This is a genomic window from Finegoldia dalianensis (assembly GCF_046255015.1).
Taxonomy (GTDB): domain Bacteria; phylum Bacillota; class Clostridia; order Tissierellales; family Peptoniphilaceae; genus Finegoldia; species Finegoldia magna.
On sequence record NZ_JBDLBQ010000002.1, the window covers coordinates 174,458 to 190,915 of the forward strand.

At 34.1% G+C, this 16,458-nt stretch carries 15 protein-coding genes; 2 read left to right on the top strand and 13 right to left on the bottom strand.

Annotated elements, in window-relative coordinates; translation table 11 throughout:
* Positions 1 to 63: 63 nt before the first annotated feature.
* Together ABDJ34_RS03345 and mnmH are read left to right on the top strand one after the other, a co-directional pair.
* Entirely contained in the window at positions 64 to 795 is a 732-nt protein-coding gene (locus ABDJ34_RS03345; RefSeq protein ID WP_412701363.1) for a TraX family protein, read from the top strand.
* Positions 796 to 1,304: 509 nt separating this feature from the next.
* Positions 1,305 to 2,324 (top strand): tRNA 2-selenouridine(34) synthase MnmH, encoded by a 1,020-nt coding sequence (mnmH, locus tag ABDJ34_RS03350; protein WP_412701364.1) that lies wholly within the window; start codon positions 1,305 to 1,307, stop codon positions 2,322 to 2,324.
* 64 nt (positions 2,325 to 2,388) lie between these two features.
* On the opposite strand, the gene ABDJ34_RS03355 is transcribed toward mnmH, so the two are convergent.
* From ABDJ34_RS03355 to ABDJ34_RS03415, 13 genes are all read right to left on the bottom strand, one after another.
* Positions 2,389 to 3,297 (bottom strand): putative ABC transporter permease, encoded by a 909-nt coding sequence (locus ABDJ34_RS03355; RefSeq protein WP_412701365.1) that lies wholly within the window; start codon positions 3,295 to 3,297, stop codon positions 2,389 to 2,391.
* 33 nt (positions 3,298 to 3,330) lie between these two features.
* Positions 3,331 to 3,687, bottom strand: a complete 357-nt coding sequence (locus ABDJ34_RS03360; protein WP_316057233.1) for a hypothetical protein — start codon at positions 3,685 to 3,687, stop codon at positions 3,331 to 3,333.
* A gap of 1 nt (position 3,688) precedes the next feature.
* Positions 3,689 to 4,660 (bottom strand): phosphate acetyltransferase, encoded by a 972-nt coding sequence (gene pta, locus ABDJ34_RS03365; RefSeq protein WP_412701366.1) that lies wholly within the window; start codon positions 4,658 to 4,660, stop codon positions 3,689 to 3,691.
* Positions 4,661 to 4,684: 24 nt separating this feature from the next.
* Positions 4,685 to 5,173: a DUF4446 family protein gene (locus ABDJ34_RS03370; protein ID WP_094204537.1), complete on the bottom strand. Its 489-nt coding sequence runs from the start codon at positions 5,171 to 5,173 to the stop codon at positions 4,685 to 4,687.
* The gene (locus ABDJ34_RS03375) at positions 5,160 to 6,317 is read right to left on the bottom strand and encodes an aminotransferase class V-fold PLP-dependent enzyme (RefSeq protein WP_412701367.1); all 1,158 of its coding nucleotides are present in this window, start codon (positions 6,315 to 6,317) and stop codon (positions 5,160 to 5,162) included. The genes ABDJ34_RS03370 and ABDJ34_RS03375 overlap by 14 nt, the downstream gene beginning before the upstream one ends.
* Positions 6,317 to 6,943, bottom strand: a complete 627-nt coding sequence (locus ABDJ34_RS03380; RefSeq protein ID WP_316447785.1) for a cyclodeaminase/cyclohydrolase family protein — start codon at positions 6,941 to 6,943, stop codon at positions 6,317 to 6,319. Before ABDJ34_RS03380 ends, ABDJ34_RS03375 begins: the two co-directional genes overlap by 1 nt.
* A gap of 5 nt (positions 6,944 to 6,948) precedes the next feature.
* Complete coding sequence (locus ABDJ34_RS03385) at positions 6,949 to 7,758, bottom strand: ParB/RepB/Spo0J family partition protein (RefSeq protein ID WP_412701368.1); 810 nt, start codon at positions 7,756 to 7,758, stop codon at positions 6,949 to 6,951.
* Entirely contained in the window at positions 7,758 to 8,504 is a 747-nt protein-coding gene (locus ABDJ34_RS03390; RefSeq protein ID WP_094206567.1) for a ParA family protein, read from the bottom strand. The genes ABDJ34_RS03385 and ABDJ34_RS03390 overlap by 1 nt, the downstream gene beginning before the upstream one ends.
* A gap of 52 nt (positions 8,505 to 8,556) precedes the next feature.
* Positions 8,557 to 9,789 carry a competence/damage-inducible protein A gene (locus ABDJ34_RS03395; RefSeq protein ID WP_412701369.1) on the bottom strand — a complete coding sequence of 411 codons (1,233 nt, stop codon included), beginning with the start codon at positions 9,787 to 9,789 and terminating at the stop codon, positions 8,557 to 8,559.
* A gap of 916 nt (positions 9,790 to 10,705) precedes the next feature.
* A complete protein-coding gene (gene rsmG / locus ABDJ34_RS03400; protein ID WP_412701370.1) occupies positions 10,706 to 11,398 on the bottom strand; it encodes a 16S rRNA (guanine(527)-N(7))-methyltransferase RsmG in 693 nt (230 codons plus the stop codon).
* A complete protein-coding gene (mnmG, locus tag ABDJ34_RS03405) occupies positions 11,398 to 13,281 on the bottom strand; it encodes a tRNA uridine-5-carboxymethylaminomethyl(34) synthesis enzyme MnmG (RefSeq protein ID WP_412701371.1) in 1,884 nt (627 codons plus the stop codon). Before mnmG ends, rsmG begins: the two co-directional genes overlap by 1 nt.
* 1 nt (position 13,282) lies before the next feature.
* Entirely contained in the window at positions 13,283 to 14,641 is a 1,359-nt protein-coding gene (mnmE, locus tag ABDJ34_RS03410) for a tRNA uridine-5-carboxymethylaminomethyl(34) synthesis GTPase MnmE (protein WP_412701372.1), read from the bottom strand.
* 112 nt (positions 14,642 to 14,753) lie between these two features.
* Positions 14,754 to 16,292, bottom strand: a complete 1,539-nt coding sequence (locus ABDJ34_RS03415; protein ID WP_412701373.1) for an ATP-binding cassette domain-containing protein — start codon at positions 16,290 to 16,292, stop codon at positions 14,754 to 14,756.
* Positions 16,293 to 16,458 lie beyond the last annotated feature (166 nt).

Consider the following 16,458-nt stretch of genomic DNA (forward strand, 5'->3'; position numbering starts at 1 on the left):
AAATATTGCAAATTTGTTCAAATTATTGTATCATACAGTATACTCAAAATTTAAGGAGAACAAATGGATATAAATAAAAGATTTGAACACGATAAATTAAAGAAGTTTCAGATATTTAACGCGGCTCAGCTAAAATACATTGCATTCATATCGATGCTGATAGATCATGTTAATAATTCTGTTGTAACGCATTTTTTAAATGGAAAAGGAGCATTGTTGTATATCTCGAACTTTCTATCGATATTAGGAAGAATTGCATTTCCAATATTTATATTTTTCATAGTTGAAGGATTTTTCAAGACACACGACAGGGCGAAATATCTTCGAAACTTGTTGGTTTTTGCGGTGATTTCAGAAGTTCCATTCGATATTTTCACATCAAAAGTATTATTCGATCCGTATTGGAACAATATGATGTTCACGTTGGCTTTGTGCTTGGTAACTGTGTGGATAATTGATTATATTAAAGATAAGTTTAAAAACAGGATACTTTGGTATGTTTCCTCTATAATAATCGTCGCTGTTTTCGGATTCTTGGCGATGTATTTAAGCTTGGACTACGATTATCACGCGATAATTCTAGCTTACTTGTTCTACATTTTCTACGACAAGCCAGTAATTTCCGCGGGTCTTGGATATTTGTCGATTATCAAAGAAGTTTATTCCTTCTTGGGATTCGCCTTTACTGTGACATACAACGGAGAACGTGGAAAACAAAACAAATTGGTAAATTATCTATTCTATCCAGTTCATATATTGATACTTGGACTTATTAGAATGTATTTTAATTTTTAATTGAGAACTTGTGATTAGCAAGTTCTTTTTTCATGAAAATACCCTCATTACTGGTTAGTCCAATAAAGAGGGTACATTTTTTTACATCTATCAACAAATTTTAATATTCATCTTCTGATATCTACGCTCTATTCTCATATCCTATAGAGAAAAATAGAATTGATATAGCTACTAATACAATTGATAAAGGTAGCGCTTTGGCTGCTATGTATTCTGGGATATACAAACTAAATATACATATTTTTATTACATATAAAGTGATTAATGCAAAACACACTCCCAAGCACCATTTACAAATATACGCAATATTTTTCATAGTCACACATCTCCTTTTGATTAATTTAATTTTATCATAATATTTTCTATTTATCACTAGTTTTAGTTAGATTTTTGTATTATTGAACATCCTATTACCTATATAATCAGCCAAAAAATTTCCACTAATTTGTGTTTCCAACACCTTTTACAAACGCAATAAAAGGTGTATAATTATTACCTTGGAGGCCAAAATGTTCGTAGCAAATACTTATGAAGAACTTATAAATATGGAAAATATAATATTTGTCGATGTTAGAAGCGAATATGAATTTGAGAAAGAAACAATCCCCGGTGCTATCAACATGCCAATACTAAACAACGACGAAAGAGTGGAAATATCAACGATTTATGATGCAGGAGATCACGAATGTGCAAAGAAATTGGCGATAAGATATGCATCTGTAAAACTTGAAGACATTTATGTGAAGTTATTGGATTTGAGTGAAAATCGCAACGTCTGCTTGTTTTGTTACAGAGGATCAATGAGAAGTACGGTGCTTTTTAATATAATGAAATCCATGGGGCTTGACATTTACAGGCTAAAAGGAGGATACAAAGCGTATCGTAAACATATTATTGAAAACTTAGATAAGCTTATTAATTCACACGAATACGTAAATATCAAAGGCTACACTGGTGTTGGAAAGACAGAAATTCTGAATATTTTAGAAAATTCTCACAAAAACGTCCTCAACTTGGAACAACTTGCAAACCACAGAGGATCAATTCTCGGAAATGCCGGATTGAAAAATCAACCATCGCAAAAAATGTTTGAAAGTTTGTTGTTTGATAAGCTCAAAAGTTTCGACAACTCTCCTGTTTTTGTGGAATGTGAAAGTAGCAAAATAGGAAGAATTAATGTTCCCAAATCTTTGAGACAAAAATACAACGGTTCACATCATCAAGTTATGATAAATTCAAGCCTTCAAGATAGAATAGATAGAATAAAAACAGATTATTTGAAAAATCCTCATGCTTTGGAGGATATAAAAAAAGGGATAAATCATTTGTCCAAATACATTGGCAAGAATAACTCCTCCATTTTGATTGATAAACTAGAGAACGAAGACTACGATAGTGTTGTAGAAAGTTTAATTACGAAATACTACGACATCAATTACGCAGTCAAAGCAAAAGATTTTGAATTGGAAATAAATAATGAAAATAGCGAAAAGTGTGCTGAAGAAATAATGAAATTTTATGCAAAATAATTCTGTATAAATATGTGTTTTGAATGCAACAAAAGCAGATGCCGTATAAGACATCTGCTTATTTTTATTTTTTGTAAGTTATATCGTTTCTCTTTGCAACTCTTTGTATGTTTTTTTGGTGAGTTTGTAATCTTTTAAGCCTTTTATCGTAAACTTTGTCGATTCTATCGTGGATTAGTTCGACTTTTTCAGCGCTTTCAACTCTTTCATCCAACAAAGTTTTGAGCTTTTCTTTGAGGTTGGTTTCTCTTTCAATTCTGTCTTCTAATATTTTCGCGCTGTTTTCTATGAAGGATTTCTTGATTTCCACTTGTTCTATCCTGTCACGAAGTGCACTTTTAAGTCCTGACAAATCAGCTTCAAGTGTTTGTGATCCTTCCAACGCTTTGAGCTTGACATCTTTTCTGATTTCGTTCAAGTATGCTTCCATTTTTTCTTGATATTCAATTATATATCTAAATCCATAAGCTTGTTTTACTGAAATCACAACATCTACTGAAAATATAGCTATAAGAATGTAAATCACGAAGTTGTAGTTGCTGTTTTTGATTTTTTCAGTAAGTTCAAGTATGTATTTGTTGGAATAATTCATCATGAATATGGACATAACTCCGAAAAATAGTGATGATCTGAGGCATATCAGCCCTTTTATGTTCATAAATCTTTCTGTGTAATCCCAGTACCTTACTTTGAATATTTTTTCAATTAAATATCCTGTTATAAACTCCAATGCCGTTGCGATTATAAGTCCCGAGAAAAATATTACGATGTAAGAATCGTTAAATCTCTCTATTGCGTGATCCACAAAAAGCGTGATGAACACTGCTCCAAACCCATATATCGGAAGTAATGGACCGTACAAGAATCCTCTGTTTGTGAGTTTCTTTTGTCCAGCACTTACCCATATTACTTCCCAAACATATCCAAAAACTGCATAAAAGAAGAACATATATATGAAATTAATTAACTCCATTTTATCTCCTTAAAAACAAAGATAGGCTTTCACCTATCTTTGTGTTTTTGATTTATTTTTGTATATTATTGTATAAACTAGGTGTATGATTATTGCAAACGAAAATGGCATATATATTCTGCTAAACGAAAATTCTTTCAAATATTTGACAATTGCCATTATGGAAACCACTGCACTTGCAATCAAATACAATCTCAATTCCTTCAAAGATGATATGTCCTCATCTCTTCTGTCGTAAATCATTTTAGTCACGACTAATAACGATGCTACGAAAACTACTAGCATAATTCTTGTGAAATTCTTACCTGATACTGCGATTTCTACTAGAAATCCAGAGAACAACAAGAATACGACATATGTTATTAGCGTGAACAGTCTATTGTTTTTCACTTTATAATGATTGAGCAGCTGTTATTATAGCTAGCTTGTACACGTCTTCTTCGTTGCAACCACGAGACAAATCGTTAACTGGTTTTGCCATTCCTTGAAGGATTGGTCCTATTGCTTCGAATTTTCCTAATCTTTGAGCGATTTTGTATCCGATGTTACCTGCTTGTAAATCTGGGAATACGAACACATTTGCATGACCTGCTACGTTTGAACCTGGAGCTTTTTGTTTTCCTACAGATTCAACTATACTTGCATCAAATTGTAATTCTCCATCGATTGGAAGTTCTGGTGCCATTTCTTGGGCAAGTTTTGTAGCGTTGGCAACTTTTTCTGCAAATGGGTGTTTTGCAGAACCTTTTGTAGAGAATGAAAGAAATGCAACTTTTGGATCGATATCGTATAGTTTTGCAGTTTCAGCACTTACAACCCCAACTTCTGCTAATTGTTCTTCTGACAATTCGATGTTGATGGCGATGTCTGAGAATACGTATCTTTCGCCGTTTGGTCCAATCATAACCATTGCTCCTGATACAAGTTTTGTACCTGGTTTTGTCTTGATTATTTGAAGTGCTGGTTTTACAGTTTCTCCAGTTGAGTGAACTGAGCCTGATACAAGTCCGTCTACTTCGTCACAATAAAGCATCATTGTTCCGTAGTAGTTTACATCTTTAAGCATAGTTCTTGCTTGTTCTTCAGTGTTTTTGCCTTTACGTCTTTCAACAAATTTGTCTACTTTTTCATCGAAATCATCTGCTGTAAGTGGATTGATGATTTTAACCCCTTCAATGTTCAAGTTTTCTTGGTTTGCTAATTCTTTGATTTTTTCTTCATCACCTAAAATTACAGGAGTTATGATTTTTTCTTCGTTCAATCTCGCTACTGCTTTTAAAATTCTCAATTCTTCTCCTTCAGGAAATACTATCTTTAAGTTTTTGCCTGAGATTTTTGATTTTAATGATTCAAATATATCCATTTTCTTCTCCTTTATTACAATGTTCTATTTCAAAGCTTTCTTCAAAGCTTCATTTTCTTCTTCGCTTAGTTTTTCGCTACATTTAGCGTTTGTTATGATTTTGATGTAGCTTGTAGATTGTTCTCTTCCGAAAATCGATGTGATTATTAGCCCGTTGTCATTGGCATCCAACAAACATAGTGAGTATGAAAGTTTGTTAGTCAAATACTCAAATGCATCATAGTTAACAAGGCCGATTTTTTGAAGTGATATTGCTTGTAAAGTTTCCACAGATTCCAATGTTTTGGACAATTCTTCGATTCTTTTTTGATTTGCCACGATATCTGTAGAATTTTGATTCAAAATATCTTCAATGTCACCATCTTGTGCTCTGAAAAGCGCATCGTATCTTCTTTTGACTCTGTTGACTTTTTTGTTGACGATGTTGATTTTACGGAAATTTATCACGGAAACTAATACCACAAACACCATAAGAATTATCAATATTGTGTTCATAGCACTAGATAGCCCCATCTTTGTCTCCTCGATTGATTTCTTTCAACGCTTCAATCGCCTTGTCCACTTCTTCTTCAGTGTTGAAATGACCAAATGAGAACCTAACAGCACCGATGTCTTGTGTATGAATCGTCTTGTGTGTAAGTGGCGCACAGTGAATTCCAGCTCTCGTTGCGATATCGTATTTGTCATCTAGGATGTAAGCCAATTGGCTAGAGCCTATTCCTTCGACATTTACAGGCACGACAGGTCCTTGGTGTTCATCCAAACTTCCGTATAATGTGATACCTTTTTCGTCTTTCAAACCATTTATAAATCTGTCTTTAAGACTATTTTCATGATCTCTAATGTTTTTCAAACCTTCTTGTTTGATGAAATCAACGCCTGCAGAAAGTGCATAAATCGCAGGTCCGTTGATAGTTCCTGCTTCTAATCTGTCAGGATATTCGTCAGGTTGTTCCAAATCTTGTGAATGAGAGCCGGTTCCGCCTTGTTTCAAGCTTTTGACATCAATTCCTTCTTTTATATACATAGCGCCCGTTCCCATTGGACCAAATAATGATTTGTGTCCAGGAAAACACAACACATCTATAGGCATATTTTTCATATCAAAATCCAAATATCCCATAGCTTGTGCAGCATCCACAATGTATAAGATATCGTGAGCGTGCATAATTTCGCCAATCTTGCAGAAATCAACGATGGTTCCTGTCAAGTTACTCATAGCAGTTGTCACGCAAACTCTGGTCTTGTCAGTGATTGCTTCTTCAATCTTTTTGACATCCAAAATCCCACGTTCATCTGCATACACAACAGTCAAATCGATAAAACCATCTTCTTGCATTTTGTGAAGCGGTCTAAGAACTGAATTGTGTTCCAAAGATGTCGTGATAACGTGGTCTCCTTTTTTGACAAGCCCTTTGATTGCCATGTTCAAGCTATCTGTACAGTTCAATGTGAAAATCAAATTAAGAGGATTCGTTCCGCCGACAAATTCCTGGATGTTCATTCTAGAATTAAAAATCGCCCTATCCATTTTAAGTGACAATTTATGTCCACTTCTTCCCGGATTTGCGGCAAATTCTCTCATTGCTTCGTCTAGTTTTTCGTAAACTATCTCTGGTTTCGGAAAACTCGTCGCAGCATTATCGAAATAAGTCATTATACCTCACCTATTTTTTTGTATGAAACTTCTTCAATTTCTCTCAATAAAACTTCTGATTTGTCTTCTAATGCTGTGATTTCATCAGCTACTTTCTTGCTATCTCCAAGTTGTTTCATGTTGATTTTAGCGTTCAACATTACTGATTTCATACTAGAATGTAATAAATATGCACTTGCTAGAAGGTCTGTTATTGCATATTTATCGATATATTTTGCAATTTGTTTTACAAGTTCCATTGCTTCCATCATAATTCTAGCAGAAGACATTGGAGATTCTGTAGCGATGATGTATCCATCGGCTATCATTTTCTTTCTGTATGCTTTTTCTTCGTCTGTTTCCTTTGGTAATTTGTATGCTTGAAGAACAGAGTCAAAGCTTTTAGTATCTTCAACCATTTTTTCCTTTAATTCTTCAATAATTTCAGTAAGTCTGTCAACATGACTTCTAATTTCTTGTTGAGTTTTCTCGTCTAATGCTTTGAAAGATTTCTTGTCTTCAGTTAGATAGAAACTCATGTTTCCAATACCTACTCCCAAAAGTGCAGTCAACGCACTGATAGAACCCCCACCTGGAAGTTCCTTTGAGTTTACATTTTTAATAAATTCTTCTAAAGTTTGATCCATAAACATCATAGCTCTAATATCTCCATAATCCTTTCTAAATCTTCATTAGATAGATATTCTATCTCTATACTTCCGCCTTTTCTTTTTGGCTTAATTCTAACCTTTGTAGAGAATTTCTCCAAAAACCTGTTTTGCAAATCCAACAAAAACGGGTCTGTTTCCTTGGACACTTTTTCAATTTCTCTGACATTTGTCTTCTTGGATATTAGCTTATCCAATAACGCTTTTCTCTTTTTCATATCGTCAATTGCAAGTAAACTTCTAGCTTGTGATGATGTAATGTCGCCTTTTTTCAAATGTTCCAATGACAACTCATCTAAGTTAAGAAGTCTCAATGTATTTGCAATATATGACCTTGATTTGGACAATTTGTCTGCCAATTCTTTTTGAGTTAAGTTGTAGTTTTCCATCAAGTTTTTGTAAGCTACGGCCTCTTCAACTGCATTTAAATCCTCACGTTGAATGTTTTCGATAAGTGACACTTCTGCCACTTCACTATCTTCCATTTCCTTAACAATTGCAGGAATTTCAGATAATCCAGCCTCTAAGCTTGCTAGAAATCTTCTTTCTCCAGCGATTATCTCGTACTTTTCGTCCTTTTTTCGAACAATAATCGGAGATATAACGCCGTATTCTTTGATAGAATTTGCTAACTCACGTATTTTATCTTTTTCAAAATGTGTTCTTGGTTGATCTTCTCTTCTAATTATTTTTGATAATTCGATATTAACAATCGAGTCAGAACTTGTCGTTTCTATAATATTTTGTGGTATTAAAGCATCTAAGCCTCTTCCTAATCCCTTTTTCCTAACCATTATAAAAATTCCTCCGCTAGTCTCGTATAAGCAATTGATCCTTTGGAATTTTTGTCGTAAGATAACGCACTCATTCCATAGCTTGGAGCTTCTGCTAACCTTATATTACGCGGTATCATAGTCGTAAACACCTTATCCTTGAAGTATTTCTTGACTTCTTCCACCACTTCCAAACTAAGATTATTTCTACCATCAAACATACTCATAACAATACCTTCTATTTCTAAGTTTTCATTAAGTGAACTTCTCACCAAATTAATAGTATTCATAAGTTGACTTACGCCTTCAAGCGCATAAAACTCACATTGGATAGGTATAAGGACAGAATCTGCCGCCACCAATGCATTTATAGACAACGTCCCCAAAGATGGAGGGCAATCTATAAAACAAAAATCATAGCCACTCACATTAGAAAGTATGTTAGATAACACTTTTTCTTTATCATCAGTGTTTATAAGCTCCACTTCAACCCCTGACAAATCAGACGTTGCTGGGATTATATCCACGTTTTTTTCTTCAGTTTTGATAATAAAATCTTCATCAAAATCGTCATGAACCATCAAATCGTAAATGCTTTTTTGAAGCTCAAACTTATTAATTCCAAAGCCTGAAGTCGTGTTACCTTGCGGATCCAAATCCACTACAAGCACTTTTTTTTCTTTCAAACCAAGAGCTGCTGACAAATTAACGACGGTAGTAGTTTTACCCACTCCACCTTTTTGATTAAATACACATATTGTTTTCAAATTTACAGCTCCTTTCATATTTATTATAGCACAAATAAAGTTCTAATTTGTTTTAAAATGTTTCACGTGAAACATTTTCTAAAATCATTAGTCTCAACTCTGCCAAAGCACGATTTGAAACTCTGTTTCTAATTTTATTTCGTTCTCCATGAAGCTGTAATTTTAGTGTTTTTATCACATTTTTGTATCCCAAACCAACATAAACAAGCCCAGCATTTTCTCCTGATGCGTAACCTGTCGTAGATATCGCACAGTCAACTCCAAATTTTTCAAACATTCTCTCAACCATCTCAAACGCAACATTTTCACTAACAACACCGTATGTGTCTATAGTTTCAGCCTTAACCCCAAGTAAATCTACTTTAGCCTCATTAGAATACACCACCAATGACCTTTTTAAATAATCGCTAACTCCAGACACATTCACTAGTTTAGATGCAATCATACCACCTGTAATGGATTCTGATGTCATAATCGACAAATCGTATTCTTTCAACACCTTGTAGACTGATTCTTCAATTGTTTCATCATTTTCTCCAAAAATATACATGCCCAGTCTTTCTCTAAGCTCTTTTTTCTTTGCATCAATCATCTTAAGAGCAGTTTGTCTGTCACATGCTTTTGCAGTTATTCGAAGTATTCTCTTGTCCTTTTTGAAATATGGAGCAACCGTTGGATTATTTGATGATTCAATGATATCCTTGACCCTCTCGTTCATGTCCCATTCTCCAAGTATGGATATATTCAAAGTTTCAGAAATAATACAGTCCGTCGCAAATTGTTCCAATACTTGTTGCACTTGATTTTCGTAAATAGGTTTCATCTCAGCTGGTGGACCCGGTAAGAACAGAATTCTCTTGCCGTTATTTTCAATCATCGCACAATCTGCAGTCCCATTGAAGTTTTCAAAAACAATCGCATCTTCTGGAAACATACATTGTTTGATATTGCCTTGTATCGCCTTTTCGTCTTCGTTAAAATAATTTCTCAATTTAGCATAGCTTTTTTCATTAAGCACCATTTCCTTGCCAAGACAATCGCAGCAGCATTTTTTTGTAATATCATCTTCAGTCGGTCCCAAACCACCTGTAGTTATAATCAAATCATTTTGCTTTAATCCTTCTTCGATTTCCTTGAACAATCTATCATAATTATCGCCAACCACAACTCGCTTGTACACATCAAAGCCTAACTCCTTCATTTTGATAGAAAGGTAGTTAGAATTAGTGTCCAAAGTATCTCCTAGCAATAATTCGGTCCCAACGGCTATTATTTGAACTTTCATCTATCCTCCATAGTTTATTACCTATATTTTATTTTCGTCTGTTAAAACGCCTCTCAGAGCGTCGTTTTTTCTTCGATTTACAATTAAATTATATCACTAATGAAATTTTCATTAAAATGTTTCACGTGAAACATTTGTGGATTAAAAAATAGAAAAACATTCTTCTCTCTCGTAGCATTAAAAATCTTACGAGAAATATCTTTTCTCTTTTCCTCTTAAATCTATAGAAACAAAAAAGTAGAATTCATTCTTGCCTCTCCCGTAGCAATCCAAATCCCACGAGAAATATTTTTTTCTTTTCCTCATAAATCTTGGCAAACAAAAAAGCAGATTACCGCGATTAACGGAAAATATCATCTAGCGGAACAAAAAAGTAGAATACATTTTTGTTAAGAATATCATACGTAATAAATTGCTGTGATTTTATATCGAAGAACCACGTGAAAAATCCAACTGTTTGAGAGCTTCGCTCGAGTTTTGGATTTTAGTGGTTCGATATTTATAAATCACCAATTTATGGAGTCAGATATTCGTGCAAAATGTTCTTCTACTTTTAGCACTAACTATAATATTGTCCCTCTCAATTGTCAATTCGGTTTTTTTCTTATTATACTGAAGTATTTTCCTCCCTCTCTCGTAGCAATCCAAATCCCACGAAAAATATTTTTTTCTTTTCTTCATAAATCCACGCAAACAAAAAGCAGATTACCGCGATTGACGGAAAATATCATCTGGAGAAAACAACCTCAAATTCAAGCGAAGTGAATCGTTAAGAAATTGCACTGTCTGAGCGTTAGCGAGTTTGCAATTTTAGATTCACAAGATTAGAATTTGTTTGTTTTCGTAAGCTAGATATTTGAGTCAATCCGATTTTCTGCTTATCATTGTGAAGTATTTTATTTGAGAATTTTCTTTGTTATAGTGGGTTTTTCTTTGGTTTGCCGCCACCACGTGGGTATTTCTTCGGAGTTTCTTTGATTTTCTTTATTATAACCAAGCTTCTGTCCTCGTCATCTATTTTGTAATCAATAGTTTGTTCTATTTTACCACCGAGGATTTTGATTGCGTTCTCTCCTACGTCTGTTTCGTCAGATTTGCCCTTCATGGCTATCATGTATCCTCCGACTTTTACAAATGGTAAACAGAACTCAGCTAACGTGTCAAGCTTTGACACTGCACGTGATATACAATAATCGTATCGTTCTCTGTATTCGGCAGTTCTTGTGCATTCCTCTGCTCTTTCGTGGACTGCTTTGATGTCTGTAAGTTGTAGTTCATTTATAACATCCTTTAAGAAATCTACTCTTTTTCTTAAACTGTCGAGCAATGTGAACTTCAAATCAGTTCTCGCGATTTTTATTGGAATTGCCGGAAATCCTGCACCAGTTCCCACGTCAATTATCGTTTTGTTTTCCTCAAAATCGAACAAATTCAACACATACAAGGAATCCACAAAATGTTTCACGTGAAACATTTCTTCTTCAGTGATTGCAGTCAAATTCATTACTTTGTTCTTTTCCAACACCAAATCCATGTATTTTAACAGCAAATCTATTTGATTATCATCCAATTGTATTTCATAATCGTTCAATGTTTCTTTTAGTGACATTATTTCTTCCTCGTTTCCATATAAATCAATAAAACGTTGATGTCAGAAGGACTTACACCGCTAATTCTACTCGCTTGACCCAACGATTCTGGTTTGATGTCATTAAGTTTTTGTACAGCTTCATTGGAAAGTCCCATAACTTCCTTGTAATCTTCAATCATATCTAGTTTTCTGTTTTCAAGCTTTTTAAATTGCTTGATTTGGCTCATTTGTTTTGCAATGTAGCCTTCGTATTTGATATGAGTTTCCACTTGTAGTCTCAAATATCTAGGCAGTTCTGGTCTATCAACGTCAAATTCTTCTGTTTTATCGTAAGTTAATTCTGGTCTTTTGATTAAATCCAACAAAGTTATGCCTGTTTTAAGTTCTGATGACCCAAGTTTTCTAAGTTTTTCGTTAGTTTCTTCTGTTGGAGTCACCATGATTGACTTCAATCTTTCGATTTCCTCGTCAATCGTCTTCTTCTTGTGAAGCATTTTCTCGTATCTTTCATCTGTCGCAAGCCCTATCTCGTGTGCTCTTTCAGTAAGTCTCAAATCAGCGTTATCTTGTCTCAAAGTCAAACGGTACTCGCATCTGCTAGTCATCATTCTGTAAGGTTCGTTAGTTCCTTTGGTTACCAAATCATCTATCAATACGCCAATGTATGCGTCTGATCTATCCAATACGAATGGCTCTTTGCCAAGCAAATTCATAGCAGCATTGATTCCTGCTATAATTCCTTGACCGGCAGCTTCTTCATACCCACTGGATCCATTGATTTGTCCTGCAAAGAACAAATTATTGATTTCTAAATGTTCCAAAGTTCTCTTTAATATTGTAGGATCGATGCAATCATATTCGATTCCGTACGCACTTCTCATAAATCTCACGTTTTCGAAACCAATGATTGTCTTGTACATTTCTTTTTGAACTTCTTCTGGAAGAGTCGATGACACACCTTGAATATACATTTCCTTAGTGCTCAAACCTTCAGGTTCCACGAAAACTTGATGCTCATCACGGTCTGGAAATCTCACGATTTTATCTTCTATCGAAGGACAATAACGTGGACCCACACCCTTCACAATACCTGCATACATTGGAGATCTCTCCAAATTATCCTCAATAATTTGTTTTGTTTTAAGTGTAGTGTACGTCAAATAGCAATGCTCTTGCTTCTTTGAAATATCCTTGCCGTCATTCAAAAATGAAAAAGGAATAACATCGTCATCACCAGGTTGCACAGTCATCACTTCGTAGTTCAAACTGTCCCTGTGAACTCTCGCAGGAGTTCCAGTTTTAAATCTTCTAAGTTCAATTCCCAAATTTTTCAAAGAATCTGATAATTTCTTAGATGATTTCATACCGTGAGGCCCTGATTCATAAGTGTATTCACCCATCATCACAAGTCCTTTAAGATATGTCCCAGTCGCAAGAATCACAGCCCTTGTTGGGAAAATCGCTCCCTGTGCAGTAGTTACGGATTTTATTTTGTTGTCTTCAACTCCAATATCCACGACTTCCGCCTCAATCAAATCCAAGTTTTCAGTGTTTTCCAACACGCTTTTCATCTCATCGTGGTATTTTCTCTTGTCTGCTTGTACCCTAAGTGAGTGAACTGCAGGACCCTTGGAAGTGTTCAGCATTCTCGATTGAATGTAAGTCTTGTCGATAACAAGACCCATCTCGCCACCTAATGCGTCAACTTCCTTAACCAAGTGACCCTTTCCAGTGCCACCAATGTTAGGATTACATGGCAAATCAGCCACCGAATCCAAACTAATACTCATAATCGCAGTCTTTAATCCCAATCTCGCCGTAGCCAACGCAGCCTCACAACCAGCGTGACCTGCACCTACAACCACAACATCGTAGGGGTTTTCATAATATAATCTATCCATTTTATTTACCTATACAAAAATCGCTAAAAATCTTATTCAATACATCGTCATCCACAGTTTCTCCAGTGATTTCGCCCAAGATTTCCCAAGCATTTCTCAAATCAACCTCGAAACAATCGATAGGAACGCCAGCTTCCATATCGTGTAGAGAACTCTCCAAAGATTTAATAGCTTTGTTAATAATATCTCTATGTCTAATGTTAGTAATAATATTGTCGTTATTTGCTTCAATATATCCGTCATTAAACATCTCTATAATCTTGTTTTCTAAATCCTCGATACCCTCGTTGTTTTTGATTGAAGTGTGAATAACCTCGATTCCTTCCAAGTTTTCATCGAAATCAAATCCACCATCCAAATCAATCTTGTTCAACAAAACAATCGACTTTTTATCTCTAATAAGATCCAAAATCTTCCTGTCTTCGTCGTCAAACTCTCTCGAAGAATCAAAAATCGCAATAATCAAATCCGAATCTGAAATAAAAGACACAGATTTTTCAACACCGATTTTCTCCACGATATCCTCAGTATCCCTGATACCAGCAGTATCGTTAATCTTCAGACTTATCCCGTCCAAATCGATGTATTCTTCGATGACATCACGAGTAGTTCCTGGAATATCCGTAACAATAGCCCTGTTTTCCTTCAACAAAGCATTCAACAAAGAAGATTTGCCTACATTTGGCTTACCAATTATCGTAGTATTGATACCATCTCTGATAATTCTACCTCTGTTTGCACTCTCAGAAAGCTTTTTTAGTTTATCCAAAACTTCCTTACCCTCATTCAAAACAGGAGTGTTGTCCAATTCGTCCTGCATATCTTCAGTAAAATTAATCGAATACTCCACATGAGATAGCATATCCAACAATTGGTCTCTCAACTGTTTGATATTTCTGTTAACACTACCCTCCAACTGTTTCATACTCACAGAATACGCCTTGTCAGTCTTCGCCTTAATCATATCGATAATCGCCTCAGCTTGAGACAAATCAATCCTACCGTTTAAGAAAGCCCTCTTAGTGAACTCACCAGCCTCAGCAAGCCTTGCACCGTTGTTTAATAGAACTTCCAACACCTTTCTCACAGCGACAACTCCACCGTGAGTATAAATCTCCACGACATCCTCACGAGTGTATGTGTGAGGAGCCTTCATATAACAAACCAAGACCTCATCGACGATCTCATTATCGTCAACAATGTGGCCATAAGTCATTTTTCTATTTATTAATTCAGCATTATCGTTAGCCCTTTTGAACACAGAATTAAGCACATCCACACAACCCTCTCCAGTCATTCGAACAATGCCGATTCCCGCTTCACCAGTAGCAGAGCTAATAGCTGCAATACAATCGTCCATATTTAGTCTATCCTTTCATTCTTTATAGCAATATTATATTATATCATACAAAATGATTACAAATAAAATAAGAGCTTACAACTTCACTATATTGAAGTCATAAGCCCGTTATTTACCTCATATCTATAACTTTATCGTATTTTTTTAAAGTTTCGTCACCGTATTGATGAATTACTTCTATTACTGTATTTTTTGAAGAGAATATAATATCATCTATTATTTCTCTATTTTTCTTATCCAAATTAGACTTTATTTCATCTGCTAAAATTAATTTTCTGTCATGGTACATTGCTCTTGCAATTTCTACCCTTTGTCTTTCTCCTCCTGACAAGCTATCATTGGATAAAACTTTGGATTTAAGATGATTTATCTGTAACTTATCAATTATTCCATTTAATTTTTCTAAATTTATATCATTATCTCCTAAAGTAATGTTATCTTCTAAATTAAGATTAAAAACATAACTTTCTTGTGATATAAAGCTGGTAAAACTCCTAATCTCAGCGGTTGATAATTCCTGTTTATTAAACATAATACTTCCTTTAGATGCTGTTAAATTATTAAATATTAAATTCAATAACGTACTTTTACCACAACCACTTTCTCCTATAATTGCGACCTTGTCACCCTTTTCTATCTTAAAATTAAAATCTTTAATAATATCTTTATCATCATACGAAAAACTCAAATTATCAAAAGTAATTGGAAAAACTTCATCATTAAGATTTATTTTTACATTATCAATATCTTGATAAATGTAGTCGTACTTTTTTAATAGATACTTTGATGATGAACGTGTATTATTAAAATATGCAAGTTCTTGGAACTGATATCCTATATTATAACTAACTAAGTAAACACTGATGAATACGCTTGACGATATTTTACCATTAAAACTCAAATATCCTCCAAGAATAAGAGGAATCATAGAACATACTATATCAACCAAATTAATCACAATGTTGTTTTTTGTTCGTATAATTTCATATCCTTTATAAGTATCCACATCCTGCTTTAAATATTTGTGATACAAATTAATGAAAAATTCGGATACATTGTAAATTTTGATGATGCTCCTTCCATTTTTGATGTCTTGTAATTTATTCATAAAAGCATCATCAGCTTTTGATAATTCTTCAGATTTATTATCTAATCTATTACTCCCATAATTACTCATAAGAGCTGGAATGCTGTAAAATACTATAAAAAGCATTCCCAAAAGGAAATTTCTTGTTAGTGCATAAATGATGGAAACACTTGTAAAACCAATCGACGATATAATGATTACCGTTGGTTCAATGTAGTTGTTTTCAATTTGACTTGAATCCTTTTCTATACTACTGACGATATCATTATCGATATGATATTCACTTTTTAAAAAATGATTGAACACTTTTAACTTAAAAGATTCTCTAAAATCAGCTATTACATAAGAATAGTAAAGTCTCTTTCCACTATCACCTATAAGCATTATAATTCCACACAAAATCCCAAACACAAGTGCTTTCATCAAAAATACTGTGTCTTTATTCTCAAATGATTTTATAATCAATGATACTATTACAGGATTCACCAAAGCCTCTGTCCATGTGAGAACTATCGCAACAAAATATAAAATAAGATTTTTCTTCTTAACATTGTTTTTTATCATATTACCCTCTGAAATTTATATAACATTCTTAAAACTTGTACTTGACTAATAATATTTGATTATATTTAGCCTATTTTCTTCAAATAATTTTCGTTAACGATTTCAGAGATTATTTTTTTCTCTAAAATCTATTTATAAATTGTCATGATAATCACCACTTTCCTTT